At 72.1% G+C, this 20,716-nt stretch carries 17 protein-coding genes (1 of these 17 only partly in view); 13 read left to right on the forward strand and 4 right to left on the reverse strand.

Going from position 1 to position 20,716, the window contains the following annotated elements:
• The first annotated feature begins 100 nt into the window (after positions 1 to 100).
• Together OG584_RS21925 and OG584_RS21930 are read left to right on the forward strand one after the other, a co-directional pair.
• A complete protein-coding gene (locus tag OG584_RS21925) occupies positions 101 to 1,183 on the forward strand; it encodes a sugar phosphate nucleotidyltransferase (RefSeq protein WP_405780252.1) in 1,083 nt (360 codons plus the stop codon).
• Between the two features lie 10 nt (positions 1,184 to 1,193).
• Entirely contained in the window at positions 1,194 to 2,087 is an 894-nt protein-coding gene (locus tag OG584_RS21930; protein WP_405780253.1) for a DNA-3-methyladenine glycosylase family protein, read from the forward strand.
• Positions 2,088 to 2,126: 39 nt separating this feature from the next.
• On the opposite strand, the gene OG584_RS21935 is transcribed toward OG584_RS21930, so the two are convergent.
• The 3 genes from OG584_RS21935 to OG584_RS21945 form a co-directional block, all read right to left on the reverse strand.
• Positions 2,127 to 3,437: a coenzyme F420-0:L-glutamate ligase gene (locus OG584_RS21935; protein WP_405780255.1), complete on the reverse strand. Its 1,311-nt coding sequence runs from the start codon at positions 3,435 to 3,437 to the stop codon at positions 2,127 to 2,129.
• Complete coding sequence (gene cofD / locus OG584_RS21940; protein ID WP_405780257.1) at positions 3,434 to 4,390, reverse strand: 2-phospho-L-lactate transferase; 957 nt, start codon at positions 4,388 to 4,390, stop codon at positions 3,434 to 3,436. The genes OG584_RS21935 and cofD overlap by 4 nt, the downstream gene beginning before the upstream one ends.
• 112 nt (positions 4,391 to 4,502) lie before the next feature.
• Entirely contained in the window at positions 4,503 to 5,045 is a 543-nt protein-coding gene (locus OG584_RS21945; RefSeq protein WP_405780259.1) for a cysteine dioxygenase, read from the reverse strand.
• 664 nt (positions 5,046 to 5,709) lie between these two features.
• Here OG584_RS21945 and OG584_RS21950 point away from each other — a divergent pair.
• The 3 genes from OG584_RS21950 to OG584_RS21960 all read left to right on the forward strand — a co-directional run bounded on the left by OG584_RS21950 (position 5,710) and on the right by OG584_RS21960 (position 11,613).
• Positions 5,710 to 5,973, forward strand: coding sequence for a WhiB family transcriptional regulator (locus tag OG584_RS21950; protein ID WP_405780260.1), 264 nt, complete (start codon positions 5,710 to 5,712; stop codon positions 5,971 to 5,973).
• A 244-nt stretch (positions 5,974 to 6,217) separates the two neighbouring features.
• On the forward strand, positions 6,218 to 10,072 hold the full coding sequence (locus OG584_RS21955; RefSeq protein WP_405780262.1) for a glycosyltransferase: 3,855 nt from the start codon (positions 6,218 to 6,220) through the stop codon (positions 10,070 to 10,072).
• Positions 10,069 to 11,613, forward strand: a complete 1,545-nt coding sequence (locus OG584_RS21960; RefSeq protein ID WP_405780264.1) for a DUF5719 family protein — start codon at positions 10,069 to 10,071, stop codon at positions 11,611 to 11,613. Before OG584_RS21955 ends, OG584_RS21960 begins: the two co-directional genes overlap by 4 nt.
• Before the next feature lie 83 nt (positions 11,614 to 11,696).
• Here OG584_RS21960 and OG584_RS21965 read toward each other — a convergent pair whose 3' ends face one another.
• The gene (locus OG584_RS21965) at positions 11,697 to 12,155 is read right to left on the reverse strand and encodes a metallopeptidase family protein (RefSeq protein WP_405780266.1); all 459 of its coding nucleotides are present in this window, start codon (positions 12,153 to 12,155) and stop codon (positions 11,697 to 11,699) included.
• A gap of 319 nt (positions 12,156 to 12,474) precedes the next feature.
• On the opposite strand from OG584_RS21965, the gene OG584_RS21970 reads away from it, so the two are divergent.
• The 8 genes from OG584_RS21970 to ahcY form a co-directional block, all read left to right on the forward strand.
• A complete protein-coding gene (locus tag OG584_RS21970; RefSeq protein ID WP_405780267.1) occupies positions 12,475 to 12,846 on the forward strand; it encodes a DUF3499 domain-containing protein in 372 nt (123 codons plus the stop codon).
• Positions 12,847 to 13,043: 197 nt separating this feature from the next.
• Complete coding sequence (locus tag OG584_RS21975) at positions 13,044 to 14,660, forward strand: L-lactate permease (RefSeq protein ID WP_405780269.1); 1,617 nt, start codon at positions 13,044 to 13,046, stop codon at positions 14,658 to 14,660.
• A 145-nt stretch (positions 14,661 to 14,805) separates the two neighbouring features.
• Entirely contained in the window at positions 14,806 to 16,179 is a 1,374-nt protein-coding gene (locus OG584_RS21980; protein ID WP_405780271.1) for a phosphomannomutase/phosphoglucomutase, read from the forward strand.
• Positions 16,180 to 16,292: 113 nt separating this feature from the next.
• Positions 16,293 to 16,478 carry a Trm112 family protein gene (locus OG584_RS21985; protein WP_405780273.1) on the forward strand — a complete coding sequence of 62 codons (186 nt, stop codon included), beginning with the start codon at positions 16,293 to 16,295 and terminating at the stop codon, positions 16,476 to 16,478.
• 112 nt (positions 16,479 to 16,590) lie between these two features.
• Positions 16,591 to 17,721, forward strand: coding sequence for an SIS domain-containing protein (locus OG584_RS21990; RefSeq protein WP_405780275.1), 1,131 nt, complete (start codon positions 16,591 to 16,593; stop codon positions 17,719 to 17,721).
• A gap of 135 nt (positions 17,722 to 17,856) precedes the next feature.
• A complete protein-coding gene (gene manA / locus OG584_RS21995; RefSeq protein ID WP_405780276.1) occupies positions 17,857 to 19,020 on the forward strand; it encodes a mannose-6-phosphate isomerase, class I in 1,164 nt (387 codons plus the stop codon).
• Positions 19,021 to 19,086: 66 nt separating this feature from the next.
• Positions 19,087 to 20,064, forward strand: a complete 978-nt coding sequence (locus tag OG584_RS22000) for a cation diffusion facilitator family transporter (RefSeq protein ID WP_405780277.1) — start codon at positions 19,087 to 19,089, stop codon at positions 20,062 to 20,064.
• A gap of 295 nt (positions 20,065 to 20,359) precedes the next feature.
• Positions 20,360 to 20,716 carry the start of an adenosylhomocysteinase gene (ahcY, locus tag OG584_RS22005; protein WP_405780279.1) on the forward strand. The gene runs 1,101 nt beyond the window's last position, so only the first 357 of its 1,458 coding nucleotides appear in the window; it begins with the start codon at positions 20,360 to 20,362; its stop codon lies off the right edge, out of view.

The following is a 20,716-nucleotide window of genomic DNA, read 5'->3' on the forward strand; positions in this document are numbered from 1 at the left end:
CGCCGGCTCCCGTACGGCCTGCCCGCACCCGCGCCTCACCTTCTGCATACACTGGCCAGCCCGTTGCAGGACCGCCACAGCAGGAAGCAGAGACGTCAAGGTGACAGAAGCGATTCTCCTGGTCGGCGGCAAGGGCACGCGGCTGCGGCCGCTCACGGTCAACACCCCCAAACCCATGGTCCCGGCGGCGGGAGTCCCCTTCCTCACCCACCAGCTCGTCCGCGCGCGGGCCGCCGGGGTCGACCACATCGTGCTCGCCACGTCGTACCTAGCGGAGGTCTTCGAACCGTACTTCGGCGACGGGTCCGACCTGGGCCTGCATCTGGAGTACGTCACCGAGGAAGAGCCCCTGGGCACGGGCGGAGCCATCCGCAACGTGGCGGACCGCCTGAGCTCGGGGCCCGGTGACCCCGTCCTCATCTTCAACGGGGACATCCTCACCGGCCTCGACATCGAGGCGCTCGTCACCACCCACGAGACCTCCGGCGCCGATGTCTCGCTCCATCTGACGCGGGTGGACGACCCACGCGCCTTCGGCCTCGTCCCCACGGACGCCTCCGGCCGGGTGACCGCCTTCCTGGAGAAGCCGCAGACTCCCGAGGAGATCGTCACCGACCAGATCAACGCGGGCGCGTACGTCTTCACGCGTTCGGTCATCGACACCATCCCCGCGGGGCGCCCCGTCTCGGTGGAACGGGAGACCTTCCCCGGCCTGCTCGGCTCGGGCGCCCACCTTCAGGGCATGGTCGACTCGACCTACTGGCTCGACCTGGGGACCCCGCAGGCCTTCGTGCGCGGCTCGGCCGACCTCGTTCTCGGCCACGCCCCGTCGCCGGCGGTCCCGGGCCGCTGCGGCGACCGGCTGATCCTGGACAGCGCCGATGTGGCTCCCGACGCCAAGGTGACGGGCGGCACAGTGATCGGAGCGGGAGCCGTCGTCGGCGAGGGCGCCAGGATCGACGGCAGCACCGTCCTCGACAACGCCGTCGTCGAGGCGGGCGCGGTGATCACCGACTCGCTGATCGGGGCCGGCGCCCGGATCGGGGCCCGCTCGGTCCTGACCGGCGCGGTGATCGGCGACGGCGCGCGGGTGGGCGCGGACAACGAGCTGCGCGCCGGGATACGGATCTGGTGCGGGGCCGTGCTGCCGGACGGTTCCGTGCGTTTCTCGTCGGACCAGTAGCCTCTACGGCGTGGCAGGACGTTTCATCGCGAGGGGCGCCCCCGTCGACCTCTCCCTGGTCCTCGGGGTGCTCCGCCGTGGCCCGTGGGACCCCACGTACCGGGCGACGCCGGACGGGGCGGTGTGGCGGGCCAGCCGTACACCGCAGGGGCCGGGCACGCTCCGGATCACACCGGACGGCGCGGAGGCCTGGGGCCCCGGAGCGGACTGGCTGCTCGCCGGGGTCCCGGCCCTGCTGGGTGAGCTGGACGACCCCTCGGAATTCGTACCGCGCCACCGGCTGGTCGCCGACATGCACCGCCGCCGCCCCCACCTCAGGCTCTGCCGCACTAATCTGGTGCTGGAGTCGCTGATCCCCTCGGTCCTGGAGCAGAAGGTCACGGCCGACGAGGCGTACCGCGGCTGGCGCCGGCTGCTCCGTACGTCCGGCACGCCCGCGCCCGGCCCTGCGCCCGAGCACATGTACGTCATGCCTGATCCGCGCGGCTGGTCGCTGATCCCGTCGTGGGAGTGGCACCGCGCGGGCGTCGACAACAAGCGCGCATCGACGATCCTGCGCGCGGTACGGGTGGCCCGCCGCCTGGAGGAGGCGGCGGCGATGGCGCCCGCGGACGCCGCCCGCCGGCTGGAGCTGATCCCCGGTGTCGGCCCCTGGACGTCGGCGGAGACGATCCAGCGCGCCATCGGGGCGCCGGACGCCGTCACGGTGGGCGACCTGCATCTGCCGGGAATCATCGGCTACGCGCTGACCGGGCGCCGGGGCGTGGACGACGACGGGATGCTGGAACTCCTGGAACCGTACGCGGGCCAGCGCCACCGTGCGGTCCGGCTGATCCTGCTGGCGGGCCGGGTGCCGCAGCGACGCGCGCCGAAGATGCCACGGACGGACATCGCCCGGCTGTGATCCGGGGCCCAGACTCGCGTACCGGCCCCGCCCGCACCCTCACCGCACCGCGATGAACCCCTCGACCCCTCGCTCGGCCCGCTCCGCAGCGGGCGCGGCCGGATGGCCGATCGCCACAGCCCCCATCGGCTCCCACTCCGGGGGCAGCGCCAGCACATCGCGCACCACGTCCCGGCAGAACATCGTCGACGAGACCCACGCCGACCCCAGCCGCTCACCCGCGAGCGCCACCAGGAAGTTCTGCACACCGGCACCGGTCGCGACCGTGAACATCTCGCGCTCCGCAGCGTCGCGCCGGAGATCCCCGTAGGTGTGCGCGCCGTCGAGCACCATGCACGGAACCGCCAAGTACGGTGCCCGTCGCAGCACTTCACCGCGGCGTACCCGCTTGGCGATGGACTCCTCCGACTTGCCGTCGCGCCGCAGATCCGCGATCCACGCCTCCCGCATCGCGTCCAGCAGCCGGGTGCGCGCGGTGGCCGACTCGAGCAGGACGAAACGCCACGGCGTCGTGTGGTGCGGGGCCGGCGCGGTCACGGCGGCCGCGACCGCGCGGCGCACCGCGCCCGGGTCCACCGGGTCGTCGGTGAAGTCGCGGACGGTGCGCCGCAGGGTGACCGCTTCGCGTACCGCCTCGGACGTGCCGAGCCGGAACATGTCGTCGGCGGCGACGCGCACCATCGCGCGGGCGCCCGGGTCGGAGCCGCCGTCCGCACGGGGCGCTGTGACGGCGTGCGGCAGGCCACGGACCACCGCGACCGGCAGGCCGGCGGCCTTGCCCTTCACCAGGTCCCCCGCCGCGGCCAGTTCGTCGGCGGTGGCGACGACCGTGGCGCTCAGCGGGTTGCCGTGCGCGTCCGTGCCGCCGCGCAGGTCGTCGAGGACGCGCACCCCGGCGGCGCCGATGGCCACATCGGTGAGGCCGTTGCGCCACGGCCGCCCGAAGGTGTCCGTGACGACCACGCCCACCTCCACGCCCAGGGCGTCCCGCAGTCCTTCGCGGATCGCGCGGGCCGAGCTGTCGGAGTCCTCGGGAAGCAACAGCACAGTCCCGGCAGGGGTGTTGGACGCGTCGACGCCGGCGGCGGCCATCACGAGGCCCTGCCGGTTCTCGACGATACGGAGCGTGCCGCGCCGCGCCACCACCCGTACCGTCTCCGCGTCGATGGCCGCCTCACGGTCCTCGGCCCGCTGGAGCCGGCCCTCGGCCTTGGAGACGATCTTGGACGTCACGAGGACGACATCACCGTCCACCAGCTCGGGAGCGGCGCTCGCGATCAGCTTCCCCAGGTCGTCGCCCTGCCGTACCTCGGGCAGGCCGGGCACGGCCCAGACGCGGTAGGACGTCACGCCTGTACCTCTTCGGCCAGGGTGAGTGCCTCGCGGGCCATCGCCGCGGTCGCGTCCAGGTCGGTCATCATCAGCGGCACGGCGCGGCAGCGGATACCCGCCTCCTCGACCCGCGCGACGGACGCGGCGTCGACGGTGTCGACCAGCCAGCCGTCGAGGAGGCCCGAACCGTAGTGCTCGGCGACCGCGGCGGCAGTCGACTCGACGCCCACGGCGGCGAGGACCTTGTCGGCCATCCCGCGCACGGGGGCGTCGCCGACGATGGGCGACAGTCCGACGACCGGCACGCCCGCGTCGGCGATCGCCTCGCGGATGCCGGGCACGGCGAGGATGGTGCCGACCGAGACCACCGGGTTGGACGGCGGGAAGATGATGACGTCGGCGGACGCGATGGCGTCGAGGACGCCGGGAGCCGGCTTCGCCTGGTCGGCCCCGACCGGCACGACGGCCGCTGCATCGACCGACGCGCGCAGCCGCACCCAGTACTCCTGGAAGTGGATGGCCTTGCGCTCGCCGTCGGCATCGACGGCCACATGGGTCTCGACGCGGTCGTCGGACATCGGGATGAGCCGCACACCGGGCTTCCACCGCTCGCAGAGGGCCTCGGTGACGGCGCTCAGCGGATAGCCCGCCCCGAGCATCTGCGTACGGACGATGTGGGTGGCGAAGTCGCGGTCGCCGAGCCCGAACCACTCGGGGCCCACGCCGTACGCGGCGAGCTCGTCCTTCACCGTGAAGGACTCGTCGGTACGCCCCCAGCCCTGCTCCTCGTTGATGCCACCGCCGAGGGTGTACATCACCGTGTCGAGGTCGGGGCAGACCTTCAGCCCGAACAGATGGATGTCGTCACCGGTGTTGCCGATGACTGTGATGTCCGCGTCAGGCGCGGCCTGCTTGAGGCCGCGCAGGAATCGGGCACCACCGATACCGCCGGCCAGAACCACAATGCGCATGCAGACAGTCTGTCAGGCGGAGCCTGAATCCTTGAGGGGCGGTGGTCGGGCGGTGGCCGGGTGGGGGCAACGGCCAGCGGTAGCTGGGGGAGGGCTGGGGAGGGCGGGGCTGTCAGGCGGGTACGGCGTTCTGGGCGGCCGGGACCGCGCACTGCGGGCTGTGCATCGGCATCTCGGTCAGGCCCGGGTAGTAGACATGCAGGCTGACGGCCGGTTCGAGCGAGTCGTTGACGACCTCGTGCGTGTATCCGGGCGCGAAGACGCGCTGAGCACCTGCTTCCAGCGTCCGCACGCCGCGCTCGGTCCGCTCGGTCAGGGTGCCTTCGAGGACGGTCAGGACGCCGGACGAGCGCCCGTGGTCATGCGGTCCGCTGCCCTGGCCCGGCACCCAGCTGAGCAGCCAGATCTCGTAGCCGAGCGGGGTCACGCCTGCCCGAGCCGGGCCGGGGCCCTGGGGGACGGTGCGCAGCCGGTGGTACCAGCGGGAGACGGCGTCGTACTCGACGAGGTGCGCCCACCGGCCGCGGTCGGCGGCGATTGAGCGCGCGAGGCCGGCGAACTCGGCGACCGTGGCCGGGTGCTCGCGAGCGGGCTGGAGCAGGTGCTGGACGGCGAGGATGTCGCCTGCGATCTGGAGGTCGCTGTCGCTGTTCATGGTGCGGGGGTTCCTCGGCAGTGAAGTGCTGGGGTGTCGCAGGAAGGGTGCAGTCAGGACTGCGGAGAGACGCTGGAGCTCGGTGGCATCAACAGCTGGAACAGCAACAGCACGCCTGGGCAGCGCTGCGGAACCCACGGGCGTGGGTCACGGAGAACGCTGCGGTCGCTGGCATGAGAACTAGAAGAACGGCTCTCGCGTCGACTGTCAACCCAATACCCGATTTGGGCGCATTGTTTCACCTCATCCGGTTACTCCGCCGGGAGAAAGGTTTGTTCGCTCGTTGGCAGGGAGATGTGGCGCAGCAAGCCCCACCGCAAACGCCGCTGGGATCTCGTGACCGGAATGTGATCTGGGTCGCTTCGGCGTGCGGAGCGAACGAAACCGGCCTCGGCGGAGTCTCAGTTCAGGAGGGCGTCGCCTCAGGCAGGCGTCGTCCCGCCGGGACCGGGAAGGCGCAGGTATGGGCCAGTGGCATGTGTCAGATTTTTAGTGATTTGAACACTTTCCGCATAGCCTTGGTTCCGCAGAGTGAATAAGGGGCCCAATAGCAGATCTCGGCTTGACTGCCTCGGATCCGCACACTTGTAATTTCACTCGTGTCGTTCGGCCGAAATCGGTAGCGACTGCAACACGGGGACGCAAAGACGGACAAGGGGCGCACATGACCGAGCTGTTCCAGCAACTGCTGGTCGAGGACGCGGATGAGGAATTCGGCTGGCAGGAGCGCGCGCTGTGCGCCCAGACCGACCCCGAGTCCTTCTTCCCCGAGAAGGGCGGTTCCACCCGGGAGGCCAAGAAGGTCTGCCTGGCCTGTGAGGTCCGCTCCGAGTGTCTTGAGTACGCCCTCGCCAACGACGAGCGATTCGGGATCTGGGGCGGCCTGTCGGAGCGCGAGCGCCGGCGGCTGAAAAAGGCCGCCATCTAGGCCCTGTCCAGCGGCCTGACCGGCCGCTCGGCCGCGGAACCGGCACAAGTCCGTACGCGTCATCCGCTCCGCCGTCCGTCGCCCCGCGACGGGCGGCGGACCGCTGTCCCGGGCAGCCGTTAGTGTGGGGCCCCGTCCGCGATGCACCAACGCCCCCAGGGGGCGCGTGCGTCCACCGCATCCGCACACCAGCCTTCCGGGGGGCCACGCCACCCGGACTCCGGCCGGAGGGGCCCGTACCTCGATGTCCGTGCACAGCCAATCGACGGCCCCTTACGAGGCCGCAACGCCTGCGTTCGCTCCCGCCCACCCACCCGAATTCCCGCGTCATGTCGTCACCGCCGTGCTCGTCACCCACGACGGCGCCCGCTGGCTGCCCGACGCGCTCGCCGGACTGCTCGGGCAGGAACGGCCCGTGCAGAACGCCGTCGCGGCCGACACCGGCAGCGCCGACGCGTCCGCGAGCCTGGTCACCGAAGCGCTCGGCGCCGAGCGGGTGTTGCACCTCGCACGCCGCACCGGATTCGGAACCGCCGTCGACGAGGCGGCCCGCACCGCCGGAGTCCTCACCCCCGAGGAGCTGCCGTACCTGAAGCGGCCCAGCGGCTGGGACCCGGTGAGCCGCAGCTGGCGCGACGAGACCTACGACATGCCAGAACTGCCGCACGGTGAACCGGTGCAGTGGCTCTGGCTGCTCCACGACGACTGCGCCCCCGACCCCGACGCGCTCACCGAGCTGCTGCGCGTGGTCGACAACGACCCCAGCGCCGTCATCGTCGGACCCAAGCTGCGCGGCTGGTACGACCGCAAGCAACTGCTCGAAGTCGGCGTGTCGATCGCCAACAGCGGTCGGCGCTGGACCGGCCTCGACCGCCGCGAGCAGGACCAGGGCCAGCACGACCAGGTGCGGCCCGTCCTGTCCGTCTCGACCGCCGGAATGCTCATCAGACGTGACGTCTGGGAGGAACTGGGCGGATTCGACCGCAGACTGCCGCTCATGCGCGACGACGTCGACCTGTGCTGGCGGGCCCATGCCGCAGGCCACGGGGTCGTCGTCGCACCCGACGCCGTGCTGCGGCACGCGGAGGCCTCGGCCCGCGAACGCAGGCCCATCGACTGCGTGGGCCGCTCCGTCGCCAGCCCGCACCGCGTCGACAAGGCGGGCGCCGTCTACGCGCTGCTCGTCAACACCCGCGGCCGCGGGCTCCCGTACGTCATGCTGCGACTGGTCCTCGGCACGCTGCTGAGAGTCTTCGCCTATCTCGTCGGCAAGGCGCCGGGACAGGCGCTCGACGAGGTGGCAGGCTTCGCCGGCACCCTGCTGCGCCCCGAACGGATCCTCGCCGCACGGCGCGCCCGCGGAAAGGGCAAGGTCGAGGCGGGCGAGCTGCGGCCCCTCTTCCCGCCTCCCGGGGCCACCGTCAAGGCCACCGCCGAGCAGGTGGTCGGCCATTTCGGCGGTAGCTCCGACGTAGAGGCCGGTTCGCGGCACGGCGCCGTCGAATCCGGTCCGGGCGGAGACGACGCCGACTTCCTGGAGATCGAGCAGTTCGCCCGGCTGAAGCGGATAGCCCGCAAGCCGGGCCCCGTGCTGTTCGCCGTTCTCCTGCTGGTGTCGCTCGTCGCCTGCCGGGCGCTGCTGGGCGGAGGCGCCCTCTCGGGCGGCGCCCTGCTCCCCGCGCCCGATCACGTATCGGAGCTGTGGAACCGCTACGCCGACGCGTGGCACCCCCTCGGCACCGGCGGCACCCAGACCGCCCCGCCGTATCTCGGCATCCTCGCCGTGTTCTCCTTCGTCCTGCTCGGCCACACCGGACTCGCGCTCACCCTGCTGCTGGTCTGCTCGGTCCCGCTGGCCGGTCTCACCGCGTACTTCGTCTCCCGCCCGCTCACCGGATCACGCCTGCTGCGGGCCTGGGGAAGCATCGCGTACGCCTTCCTGCCCGCCGCGACCGGAGCCCTGGCCGCCGGGCGGCTCGGCACGGCCGTGCTCGCCGTGCTGCTGCCACTGATCGCCCGTTGCGCCGTCTCCGCCGCCGGAGTGCGCGGGGAGCGCGGAAGCTGGCGGGCCACCTGGGCCTACGCGTTCCTGCTCACCCTCACCATGGCCTTCACGCCCGTCGTGTGGCCGCTCGCCGTGGTCATCGGGATCGCGGTCCTGGCGCTGCACCGCGACGAGATCACCGCGTACGGGCTGCGCTTCCTCGCAGTCGCCGGCACGCCCCTGCTGCTGCTCGCGCCCTGGTCGCTCTCGCTGCTCGCCGGACCCTCGGGCTTCTTCCGCGAAGCGGGCATGGAGTTCGGCAAGGGCTCGGCATCCGCACTCGACCTGCTCGGCATGAGCCCCGGTGGTCCCAAGACCGCGGGCGGCGTGCTGCTCATCGGCGTGGTGCTCGCAGCGCTGGCGGCCCTGCTGCGCGGGGAGCGGCAGTTCGCTGTCCGCGGCGCGTGGGCGGTGGCCCTGCTGGGTCTTGTCTTCTCGGTTCTGGCCAACAGGTCGGGCTGGGCCGGTCCCACCACGCTCGTCTACGGGCTGGCGCTGCTGGCGGCCGCTGTGCTGGGCGCGGAGGGCGCACGCGGGCGCGTGGCCACCCAGAGCTTCGGATGGCGGCAGCCGGTCGCAGGACTGATCGCCGTCGCCGCGCTGCTCGCCCCGGTGGTCGCCGCCTTCAGCTGGATGATCAGCGGGGCGGACGGGCCGCTGGAGCGGCGCGACCCGGTGCAGGTTCCCGCGTTCGTCGCCGAGGAGAGCGGCACCCGCGACCAGGCCCGCACCCTGATCCTCGGCGGGACGTCACCCGCGGAGGTCTCGTACACACTGGTGCGCGGCTCGGGCGGCAGGCTCGGTGACGCGGAGCTGGCCCGCGCGGGTGGCAGCAGTCCCCGGCTCGACAAGATCGTTTCCAATCTGGTCGCGGGCTCCGGCGCCGACCAGTCCAGCCAGCTCAGCGGGTATGCCATCCGCTATCTGCTGGTCAGGGACGGTGCCCCGCGCGCGATGAGCCGGGTGCTCGACGCCACCCCCGGACTGAGCCGGCTGAGCCAGCTGGACGGCAGCGAGCTGTGGCGCGTCGACCGGCAGGTCGCTCGGGCCACGATCGTCTCCGGTACGTCGCCGGACGCGAGTTCCGAGCCGCAGTCCGTCGCCGCGGGCCCGGTCGGCATCCACACCACGGTGCAGGCCGGGAAGGCGGGCCGGGTCCTGCGGCTCGCGGACGCCACAGCTCCGGGCTGGCAGGCCACCCTGGACGGACGCTCGCTCACCAGGACGACCGTCGACGGCTGGGCCCAGGGATTCCAGCTTCCCGCCCAGGGCGGGAAACTGGATGTCAGCTACAGCGAGCCCTTCACCCACACCCTCTGGATCTGGGCGCAGGTGGCACTCGCGGTCGTCCTGCTGGTCCTCGCACTCCCCGGCCGCCGCAAGCGTATCGACGACGACCTCCCCGACGAGGAACTCCCCGTACCCGCCGAGCCGGTGGCGGGCGAGGGCCGCAGGGCCCGCAGACTGCGTGCCGCCGCCCAGGCCGAAGCGGCCGGGGCAGCGGGGGACACCGACGGCCCGGAGGCCGCGGACGCCGCGGATGACGGGGCGGCCGGCGAACCCGGCGAACCGGGTCCGTACGCGCCCGCCGGTGCCCCTCCGGGGGAGCCCGGGGGCCCTGCCGCCGACGACGACGCCTTCGCGCCGCAGTACGGCGCGCAGGTGCCGCACCAGGCCGGCTACGGCGAGTGGGAGCAGAGCGCATACACGACGGGCGACTACCACCAGTACCCGGCGGGGCAGTACGGCGGCGAGCAGTACCAGGGAGACCCCTACGCCCCCGGCCCGTACGGCGGCGCGCAGTACGGCAGTGAGCAGTACGGCGACGGCACGGTCCAGGGCGATCAGGTCCAGGGCGACCATGCCCACGGCGAGCAGACCGGTGGCGGCTCGGCCGGTGCGTATCCCGAGGGGCAGCCGCAGTACGACCCGTACCAGCAGCAGCCTCCGCTGGAGGGCCAGTACGACCCGTACGGCTATGTCCAGCAGCCGCACCAGGAGCAGCCGCCCTACCCCGACGAGAACGAGCACCGCCCCGACGGGAGCAACCAGTGAACCGCACCGCCATCACCCTCGCGGCGGCCGTCGCGGCCCTCGCGGCCGTCACGGGCTTCGCGGTGGTCGCCGCCCCGTCGTCGGACGGCGCCACCACGCGGCAGGCCGCAGCCCGGCTGCCCGTCGAGCGCTCCAGCCTGGTCTGCCCGGCGCCCAGCACGTCCGACATCGCCGAGACGCGGTACACCGCCTTCACCCCGGCCGGGAAGGGCGGCGGCACCGCCGGTGGCGCGCGGCTGCTGCCCTCCGGCACCGGTCCCGGCACGGACGCGAAGAAGGACGGCAAGGACGGCAAGGACAGCAAGGACGGCAAGACCAAGGGAGGCGCACCGGACTCGGGGAAGCCGGTGGCCGAGCTCAAGCAGCCGGGCAAGCCCGTCACGGCCGACGCGTCCGGCGGCGACTCGCCGGCCCTGATCGGTTCGGCCGACGGCCCCCTGGCCCCCGGCTGGACCGCGCAGCAGACCACCACGGTGGACGCCGGCGGCTCGCGCGGGGTCCTCGGCACCAACTGCACCGCTCCGGACACCGACTTCTGGTTTCCCGGCGCCAGCACGGCGGCATCCCGGCAGGACTACGTGCACCTCACCAACCCCGATGACAGCGCGGCCGTCGCCGACATCGAGTTGTACGGCAAGGACGGCGCCATCAAGTCCGAGGTGGGGGAGGGCATCACGGTCCCCGCCAGGTCGACGGTTCCGGTGCTGCTCTCGACGCTGACGCCCGATCCCGCCGAGAACCTCACCGTCCATGTCAGCACCCGCAGCGGCCGGGTCGGCGCCGTGGTGCAGTCCCTGGACGACAAGCTCGGCAGTGACTGGATCCCCGCTTCGGTGGCCCCGGCCCGCAGTCTTGTCCTCCCCGGAATCCCCGCGGACGCCACGTCCGTACGGCTGGTGGCGTTCGCCCCCGGTTCCGACGACGTGGATCTGAAGGTCCGGCTGGCCGGCGCTGACGGCACCATCACCCCGGCCGGCCACGAGACGCTGCACGTCAAGGCGGGCATGACGGCATCCGCCGACCTGGGTGACGTGACCAAGGGCGCTGCGGGGTCGCTGGTGCTCTCCCAGTCCGGTGGCGGCCGGGCCACCCCCGTGGCGGCCGCCCTGCGCGTCGTGCGCGGCAAGGGCAGCAAGCAGGAGGTCGCCTTCATCCCGGCGACCGGGCAGGTGGGCGAGCGGGCGTCGGTGGCCGACAACCGCTCGAAGGGCTCGGTGCTGTCACTGACCGCCCCGGGCGCCACCGGCAAGGTGAAGGTCACCTCGTCGCCGGGCAGCGGAGGCGGCGAGCAGGTCGTCAAGACGTACACGGTCAAGGGCGGTACGACCCTCGCGGTGAAGCCGGCCGCACCGTCCGGGCTCAAGGGCTCGTACGCGTTGACGGTCGAGCCGGAGGCCGGAAGCGGTCAGGTCTACGCGTCGCGCGCGCTCGAACTCCCGCAGGACGGCGTCCCGATGTTCACGGTGCAGACGCTCCCCGACGACCGCGGAACGGTCTCGGTGCCGCGGGCCCGGCAGGACCTCTCCCTCCTGGACGACTGACCGGGACGGCACGGCGGGAGGTCTCGCCGTGCCGGGCCGGGCGGAGGATGCCGCGCAGCGGGTACGGCCATCTGCCGCCGGGCTCAGTCCTGTCCGTACCGCGGATCGACCGACTCCGGGGCCAGGCCGAGCAGTTCGGCGACCTGTTCCACCACGACCTCGTGCACCAGCAGCGCCCGCTCGTCGCGGTTCTTGGAGCGGATCTCGACAGGGCGCCGGAAGACGACGATCCGCGCGGGCCGTTCCTTCTCCGCGGAGGACGAGCTGCCGAGTGGCACGGATGTCTCGCCGGGCCACTCGTCGCCACCGTCGCCGCTGTCGACCCGGGGGACGTCGAGTACCAGGAAGTCGACTTCGGAGAGTTGGGGCCAGCGCCGTTCCAGACGCTCGACGGAGTCCGCCACGAGATCGCGGAAGGAGTCCGACCGGCTGGTCGAGAGCGGAACCTGCGGTGGGGCCACGGGGCCGCGCATGCCCCGGCCGTGCCGGTCGCGGCGGCGTGGCCGGGGCTCGCCGGGCTCGGGCGGAAGTGAGCTGTCCATCACTGACGCAGGGTAGCTCTCCGCGGGGCGCCGCGAGGACGACCGCCGCGGCACACCCCGCATGTCGCCGAATGAGCGTTCAGGGCAGGTTCACCGACCGCGGTCAGGCTGCTTCCGATCGGTGATCTCACGTCGGTTGACTGGATATCGACGCATGGTGACTGGATTCATTTCGTCACTCGCTGTATTCGCCTGCACCCGTGCAGGTCAAGCGAGTTGCCGCCGGGCCGGGCCGGGTCCGGTTCCTGCCACGACACGGCGGAGTGACGCCGGGGCGAGTCGTCGCGGCCCGCTCAAGAGTGCGGTACGGTCCCATACCGTGAGCCCTGTACGTCGCTGTTCTCGCACTGCGTGCGGCCGCCCCGCCGTCGCGACGCTGACGTACGTCTACGCCGACTCGACCGCGGTTCTCGGTCCGCTCGCCACTTACGCTGAGCCCCACTGCTACGACCTGTGCGCCGAGCACGGCCAGCGGCTGACCGCCCCGCGCGGCTGGGAGGTCGTCCGTCTCACCGACGGCTCTGCGCCCGCCGGGCCCAGCGGTGACGATCTCGAAGCGCTCGCCAACGCCGTACGGGAAGCCGCCAGGCCGCACGAGCGCGCCCCCGAGGCCAGCGGGGCACGCTCGGCCAATCCGGCCGAGGCCGGGCGCCGGGGGCATCTCCGCGTACTGCGCTCTCCGGACTCCTGACCCCGCACCCCTGCACCCCCGCACTCGCGGGACCTCGGGCCGGGAACGCCGGGCTCTCGAACACCCGGCCCCCGGATCGCCCGGACTGCTGAATTCCGACGTCCGCATCCCGGCGCCCGCATCCTGTCCGGAGCATTGACTTCCGGTTGCCATGAACATGAGCATTCGTTTCCTCCGCCCGTGAGGATCGAGGCCCCGTGTTTGTGCAGCAGCTGGAACCCGTAGCCGATTCGCTCGCTCTGTCCGCCCTCGTCGCCGCTCTGCCACTGCTCACCGTCCTCGTGCTGCTCGGTGCCGTACGGATGAGAGCCCACTGGGCCGGTCCTGCCGGGCTGGCCGTCGCGGTCCTGGTCGCCCTTCTCGCCTACGGGATGCCGCTGGGCCAGACACTCTCCGCCGGCGCACAGGGAGCGCTCTTCGGCGTCTTCCCCATCCTGTGGATCGTCGTCAACGCCCTCTGGGTGTACCGGATGACGGTCCGCACCCGGCACTTCGACATCCTGCGGCGCTCCTTCGGCCGGTTCTCCGACGACCCGCGTATCCAGGCCCTCGTCATCGGCTTCTGCTTCGGTGCGCTGCTCGAAGCGCTCGCCGGATTCGGGGCCCCGGTGGCGATCTGCGCGGTGATGATGGTGGCGCTCGGCTTCGACCCGGTACGCGCGGCTGTCGTCGCGCTCGTCGCCAACACCGCACCCGTCGCCTTCGGCGCCATGGGTACCCCCGTGGTGACGCTCGCACAGGTCAGCGGGGTGCCGCTGGACACGGTCGCCTCGGTCGTCGGCCGGCAGACCCCGCTGCTCGCCGTCGTAGTACCGCTGCTGCTCGTCGTGATCGTGGACGGCCGGCGCGGGCTCCGCGAGACCTGGGCGCCGGCGCTCGTCTGCGGATTCGCTTTCGCCGCCGCCCAGTTCGCCGCGTCGAACTTCGTCTCCGTCCAGCTCGCCGACATCCTGGCCGCGCTCGTCGGAGCCGCGGCCCTGATGGCGGTGCCGGGCGCCCGCAGCCCGGTCGCGGAACCGGTGCGCGCCGCCGTGCTCACCGGTGAACGCAGCGAGGACCTGGACGAACGGGACCCGCGGCGTGAGGTGGTGCGGGCCTACGCTCCGTACGGGCTGATCGTCGTGATCTTCTCGGTCGCGCAGATCCCGCCCGTGAAGAGCCTGTTCGACGGTGCGACCAGGCTCCTCGACTGGCCGTTCCTCGATGTCGCGGGCCCCGACGGCAAACCGGTCTCCGGCAACGTCTTCTCGCTGCCCCTGATCTCGACCGGCGGGACACTGGTCCTCTTCGCGGGGGTGCTGACGGCGGTGGTCATCGGGGTGCGGGCCGGGGACGCGCTCCGCGAATGGGCGGCGACCGTGCACGAACTGCGGTACGCCATCCTCACGGTCACCTCGGTCCTGGCACTCGCGTACGTCATGAACCTCTCCGGACAGGCCGCCACCATCGGCCACTTCGTCGCCGCGGCGGGCGCGGGACTCGCCTTCCTCTCACCCGTGCTCGGCTGGTTCGGAGTCGCCGTCTCCGGATCCGACACCTCCTCCAACGCGCTCTTCGGCGCCCTGCAGGTCTCCGCCGCCCACGAGTCGGGGCTCCCGCCCGAGCTGCTGGCGGCCGCCAACAGCTCGGGCGGAGTCCTCGGCAAGATGATCTCTCCGCAGAACCTGACGATCGCCTGCGCCGCAGTGGGGCTGAAGGGACAGGAGGGAGACCTGCTGCGCAAGGTGCTGCCGTGGAGTCTGGGGCTGCTCCTGGTGATGTGCCTGATCGTCATGGCGCAGAGCACACCGCTGCTGGACTGGATGCTGCCGTGAGGCCTGTTCCCGCGCCGGCCGCCGCCGGCACGGCCCGGCGGGAAGCGGCGCCGCCTTCCGGCGCCGCCGTGTGCGAGGGATCCCGATACCGCCAGGTGGTTTGATGGGCCCGTAGCGGACAGAGCGGATATACAGGAGGACCGACGTGGCTGGTGCTGTCGATTTGTCACAGGTCGTGAAGGCGTACGACGTGCGAGGTGTCGTGCCCGACCAGTGGGACGAGTCGCTGGCCGAGCTGTTCGGCGCCGCCTTCGTGCAGGTGACCGACGCGTCGGCGATCGTCGTCGGCCACGACATGCGCCCGTCGTCGCCCGGCCTGTCCGGGGCCTTCGCGCGGGGCGCGGCAGCACGGGGCGCGGACGTCACCCTCATCGGCCTCTGCTCCACGGACCAGTTGTACTTCGCATCCGGGCAATTCGACCTGCCCGGAGCGATGTTCACCGCCTCGCACAACCCGGCCCGGTACAACGGCATCAAGATGTGCCGGGCCGGAGCCGCACCGGTCGGGCAGGACACGGGCCTCGCGGAGATCCGTACGCTCGTCGAGACCTGGTCGGCGACGGGCGCCCCGGCAGCCGCGCCGCGTCCGGGAACCGTCACCGAGCGTGACACGTTGAAGGAGTACGCGGCCCACCTCCTCTCCCTGGTCGACCTCTCGGCGATCCGCCCGCTGAAGGTCGTCGTGGACGCGGGAAACGGCATGGGCGGCCACACGGTCCCCACCGTGCTCGCCCCGCTCCCGCTCGACGTCGTCCCCCTCTACTTCGAGCTGGACGGGACGTTCCCCAACCACGAGGCCAACCCGCTCGACCCGGCGAACCTCGTCGACCTCCAGGCGAAGGTCCGCGAGACCGGCGCCGACCTGGGCCTGGCCTTCGACGGTGACGCGGACCGCTGCTTCGTCATCGACGAGCGCGGCGAAGGCGTCTCTCCGTCCGTCATCACCGCCCTGGTGGCCGCCCGCGAACTGGCGGCACACCCCGGCGGCACGGTGATCCACAACCTGATCACCTCCTGGTCGGTGCCCGAGGTCGTACGGGAGAACGGCGGCACCCCGGTCCGTACTCGGGTGGGGCACTCCTTCATCAAGCAGGAGATGGCCACCACCGGAGCCGTTTTCGGCGGCGAACACTCGGCGCACTACTACTTCAGCGAGTTCTGGAACGCCGACACCGGGATGCTCGCCGCGCTGCACGTCCTGGCCGCCCTGGGCAACCAGCCGGGCACGCTCTCGGAGCTCGTAGCCCCGTACGACCGCTACACCGGCTCGGGCGAGATCAACTCCACAGTCACCGACCAGGCGGCCAGCACGGCCCTGGTACGAGCGGCCTACGAACACCTGGACGGCATCACCACGGACAGCCTGGACGGTCTGACGGTGACGTCGGCGGACTGGTGGTTCAACCTCCGCCCGTCCAACACGGAACCGCTGCTGCGGCTCAACGTGGAGGCAAGGGACAAGGCCACGATGACGAAGGTCCGCGACGGAGTCCTCCGCCTCGTGCGCGGGACCGGCTGACGGGGCGTGCGCAGGCCGCGCACGCGCCACCCGAAGCGCCCGATGCTCCGCACCCGCCCCGCCCCGGCGGTACGCTGACCTGGCCCAAACCGTATGTTCGAAGGGACCACCCCATGCCGCTCGAAGCCGGTCTCCTGGAGATCCTCGCCTGCCCGGTCTGCCACGCCCCGCTCAACGACCAGTCGGCAGCGGAGGAGAACCCGGAGCTGATCTGTACCGGTAAGGACTGCGGCCTCGCGTACCCCGTCCGCGACGGCATCCCGGTCCTTCTCGTCGACGAGGCCCGCCGACCCGCCTGAGGGACCGCCTTTCAGGTCCCGTCCGGCCCCAGGGGCGGGCGCCGTGCGGCAACCGTCGCACCCCAACGCCCGCACCCGCACACGCAAGGCGAATCGGAGGAGGCAGACCCCGATGCTCGACGAGTCGTTGCTCGACGCCCCGGAAGCCCTGGCCCGAGCCGACCGCAGCGGACTCCTCCGCGGCGCAGCCGAGGCCGGAGCCCGCGTCCGCACCGCCGCCCGGTACGCGGCCGAGGCCGGCCTCGCCGACCTGAAACCGGAAGGACGGCCCCGCGCCGTACTCTTCGCCGGATCCGGCACCGCGGCGACCGGCGTGGCCGACCTGCTCAGCGCCCTGGCGGGTGCCGCCGCCCCGGTCACCCGGCTGCGCCCCACCGGGGTGGCCCCCGCGGCGGGCGCCCTGCGCTGGACCCTCCCCGGCTGGGCCGGCTCCGTGGACCTGCTGCTCATCGCCACTGCCGACGGTTCGGAACCGGGCCTCGCGCTCCTCGCGGAGCAGGCCTACCGGCGTGGCTGCACCGTCGTCGGTGTCGCCCCGCGCCGCTCACCGCTGACCGAAGCGGTCAACGGGGCACACGGGCTGGTCGTGCCGATGGCCGAGGCGCCGTACGAGGAGGAGCCCGAGGTGCCGTCCACCGAGGCCGGCCCCGGCACCCTGTGGGCCCTGCTCACCCCGCTGCTCGTCCTGCTCGACCGGGCCGGTCTGGCCACCGCGCCGCCCGAGACCGTCCAACGCGTGGCGGACCGGCTGGACGCCACGGCGGAACGCTGCGGGCCCGCCGTCGCCACCTACAGCAACCCGGCCAAGACCCTCGCATCGGAGCTCGCCGACTCCCTCCCGCTCATCTGGACCGAGGGCACCGGCGCGGCCCCCGCCGGTCGCCGGTTCGCCGCCGTACTGGCCGAACTGGCGGGCCGCCCCGCGCTCGCCGCCGAACTGCCCGAGGCCCTGCCCTCGCACGGCGCGCTGCTCGCCGGCCCCTTCGCGGGCGACACCGACCCCGACGACTTCTTCCGTGACCGGGTGGACGACGCGCAGGCGCTGCACGCCCGACTGGTGCTCCTCCGCGACCGCCCGGCGGGCGGACTCACCGCGGCCCCGGCGGCCCGCGAGCTCGCGAACGGCCAGGACACCCCCGTCAGCGAGCTCGAACCAGGGGAGGGCAACGAGCTGGAATGCCTCGCGGAACTCCTGGCGGTCACCGACTTCGCCGCTGCGTACGTCGCCCTCGTCACGGCCTGAACCAGAACCGCACCCCGGCCCGAGCCCACCCCGAGCACCAGACACCGCCCCACCACACACGTCCCGCACCGCACCGGCCGCCACCACCGACGCCCCGACCCGAACCGCCGCCCCAGCAGCCCGGAAAGTAGCTTCATGGACCGCCTCGCCAACACCGTGCGCCCCTACGCCTGGGGCTCGACCACCGCCATCCCGGCCCTCATCGGCGCCGAGCCCACCGGCCGGCCACAGGCCGAGATGTGGCTGGGCGCACACCCCGGGGCCCCGTCCCGCGTCGACCGCGGTACCGGCGACCAGGCGCTGTCCGCGGTCATCGACGCGGCCCCCGAGACCGAACTGGGCGCACCGGCGGTAGCGAAGTTCGGCCCGCGACTGCCCTTCCTGCTCAAGCTCCTCGCGGCCGGAGCCCCCCTCTCCCTCCAGGTCCACCCCGACCTGGCCCAGGCGAAGGAGGGGTACGCGGACGAGGAGCGCCGCGGCGTACCGATCGACGCCCCGCACCGCAACTACAAGGACGCCAACCACAAGCCCGAACTCATCTGTGCGCTCACGCCCTTCGACGGCCTGTGCGGATTCCGGGACCCCGCCGAATCGGCCGACCTGCTCGCCGCCCTGGACGTGGACTCGCTCAAGCCGTACGTCGACCTCCTGCGCGCCCACCCCGAGGAAGCGGCACTGCGCGAGGTCCTGACGGCCGTCCTGTCCGCGGACCCCGCCGAGATGAAGGCCACAGTCACGGAGGCCGCCGCTGCGGCCGAACGGCTCGGCGGCGCCCACGCCCCGTACGCATCGATCGCCCACCACTACCCCGGCGACCCGGGCGTCATCGCCGCGATGCTGCTCAACTACGTCCAACTTCAACCCGGCGAGGCACTGTTCCTCGGCGCGGGCATCCCGCACGCGTACCTCAACGGCCTCGGTGTGGAAATCATGGCCAACTCGGACAACGTGCTCCGCTGCGGTCTGACCCCGAAGCACGTGGACGTCCCTGAACTGCTCCGTATCGTCCGGTTCGAGGCCACCGAGCCGGGCATCCTGCGCCCGGAGGCGGACCCGGACGGTGAGGAGCTGTACGACACCCCCATCGACGAGTTCCGGCTCTCGCGCTACGCACGCCCCGAGGACGCCCGGCCCCTCCAGCTGCCCGCCACCACCCCGCAGATCCTGCTCTGCACAGCCGGGGCCCCGCGTGCGGGCGAACTGGCCCTCGCACCAGGGGATTCGGTCTTCGTTCCGGCCGGCGAGAGCGTGACCCTGACCGGTACGGGTACGGTCTTCCGCGCCACCGTTGTGGCCTGATGCAACAATGTCCGGCCGAATAGCGGCACCAATGCCGCGGCACCGACGAAGGGAACACGTCCACCCATGAGTGCGTCAGGTGGAACCAAGGCGATCGTGGCGGCGCTCGGCGCCAACCTCTCGATCGCGGTAGCGAAGTTCGTGGCGTTCCTCTTCAGCGGCTCGTCGTCGATGCTCGCGGAGAGCGTCCACTCACTCGCCGACTCGGGCAACCAGGGGCTGCTGCTCCTCGGCGGCAAGAAGGCCCAGCGCGAGGCAACCCCGCAACACCCCTTCGGCTACGGCCGTGAGCGGTACATCTACGCCTTCCTCGTCTCCATCGTGCTCTTCTCGGTCGGCGGAATGTTCGCGGTCTACGAGGGCTACGAGAAGGTCAAGCACCCGCACTCCCTGGACAACTGGTACTGGCCGGTCGGCGTCCTGGTCTTCGCGCTCATCGCGGAGGGTTACTCCTTCCGCACGGCGATCAAGGAGTCCAACCAGACGCGCGGTGTTCTCTCCTGGACCCAGTTCATCCGCCGGGCCAAGGCTCCCGAGCTTCCGGTGGTACTCCTCGAGGACTTCGGCGCGCTGATCGGCCTGGTCCTCGCGCTCGGCGGCGTCGGACTGGCCGTGGCCACGGACAACGGCGTCTGGGACGGCATCGGCACCCTCTGCATCGGCACCCTGCTCATCCTTATCGCGCTCGTCCTGGCCGCGGAGACGAAGTCGCTGCTGCTCGGCGAGTCGGCGGGCACCGAAGAGGTCGACAAGATCAAGGAAGCCATCGTCGACCACACCACCGTCACGTCCGTGATCCACATGCGTACGCTCCACCTCGGCCCCGAGGAGCTGCTGGTGGCTGCCAAGATCGCGGTCCAGCACGACGACACGGCGGCGGAGGTGGCCCGTGCGATCAACGCTGCGGAGGTCCGTATCCGCGAAGCCGTCCCCATCGTCCGGGTGATCTACCTGGAACCGGACATCTACAGCGAGGCCGAAGCCGCAGCCGGCGAAGACCCAAGGGCCACCCCGGGCGGCCCTTCCCCGGTACCGGACCACTGACGCGGACACCTGCCGTCAGTGCCCCGCCCCGCCCCGCTGCCCCTTTCCTGACCGGTCCGAAATCGGCCCGATCCGCCTGGCGGGCTGGGGTCGGCCGGGCCGGTCGGTGTAGATTCGGCACGAGCCAGACGTCGCTGCTGATGGCGGTCGGGCGGTCCGCTCTGCGGACCGGCCGAGGGAGAGAGGGCCTCCGACGGACTGCGCCGCGAGCGCTCGGGCATTCGTGTGCCTTTCCGCCCGTCGCCGCAGCATCCAGCCCGTACACCCTCGACCAACCTTCCGAGGAGCAGCTCGTATGACGACTGACGCCATCACCCAGGACTTCAAGGTCGCGGACCTTTCCCTGGCCGCTTTCGGGCGTAAGGAGATCACGCTGGCCGAGCATGAGATGCCCGGTCTGATGTCGATCCGTAAGGAGTACGCCGCGGCGCAGCCGCTCGCCGGCGCCCGGGTCACCGGTTCGCTGCACATGACCGTGCAGACGGCTGTGCTGATCGAGACTCTGGTTGCTCTCGGTGCGCAGGTCCGCTGGGCGTCCTGCAACATCTTCTCCACTCAGGACCATGCGGCCGCGGCTATTGCTGTCGGCCCCAAGGGCACTGCGGAGGCCCCGGCCGGGGTGCCGGTCTTCGCGTGGAAGGGCGAGAGCCTG

The sequence above is a fragment of the Streptomyces sp. NBC_00859 genome, assembly GCF_045161865.1.
Classification (GTDB): Bacteria; Actinomycetota; Actinomycetes; order Streptomycetales; family Streptomycetaceae; genus Streptomyces.

Bases quoted from the DNA above. Each gene is read 5' to 3' on its own strand.
- cofD (WP_405780257.1), bottom strand. From the start codon at position 4,390: ATGCGCATTGTGGTTCTGGCCGGCGGTATCGGTGGTGCCCGATTCCTG.
- OG584_RS21945 (WP_405780259.1), bottom strand. From the start codon at position 5,045: ATGAACAGCGACAGCGACCTCCAGATCGCAGGCGACATCCTCGCCGTC.
- OG584_RS21950 (WP_405780260.1), top strand. From the start codon at position 5,710: ATGACCGAGCTGTTCCAGCAACTGCTGGTCGAGGACGCGGATGAGGAA.
- OG584_RS21955 (WP_405780262.1), top strand. From the start codon at position 6,218: ATGTCCGTGCACAGCCAATCGACGGCCCCTTACGAGGCCGCAACGCCT.
- OG584_RS21965 (WP_405780266.1), bottom strand. From the start codon at position 12,155: ATGGACAGCTCACTTCCGCCCGAGCCCGGCGAGCCCCGGCCACGCCGC.
- OG584_RS21985 (WP_405780273.1), top strand. From the start codon at position 16,293: ATGCCGCTCGAAGCCGGTCTCCTGGAGATCCTCGCCTGCCCGGTCTGC.
- OG584_RS21990 (WP_405780275.1), top strand. From the start codon at position 16,591: ATGCTCGACGAGTCGTTGCTCGACGCCCCGGAAGCCCTGGCCCGAGCC.
- manA (WP_405780276.1), top strand. From the start codon at position 17,857: ATGGACCGCCTCGCCAACACCGTGCGCCCCTACGCCTGGGGCTCGACC.
- OG584_RS22000 (WP_405780277.1), top strand. From the start codon at position 19,087: ATGAGTGCGTCAGGTGGAACCAAGGCGATCGTGGCGGCGCTCGGCGCC.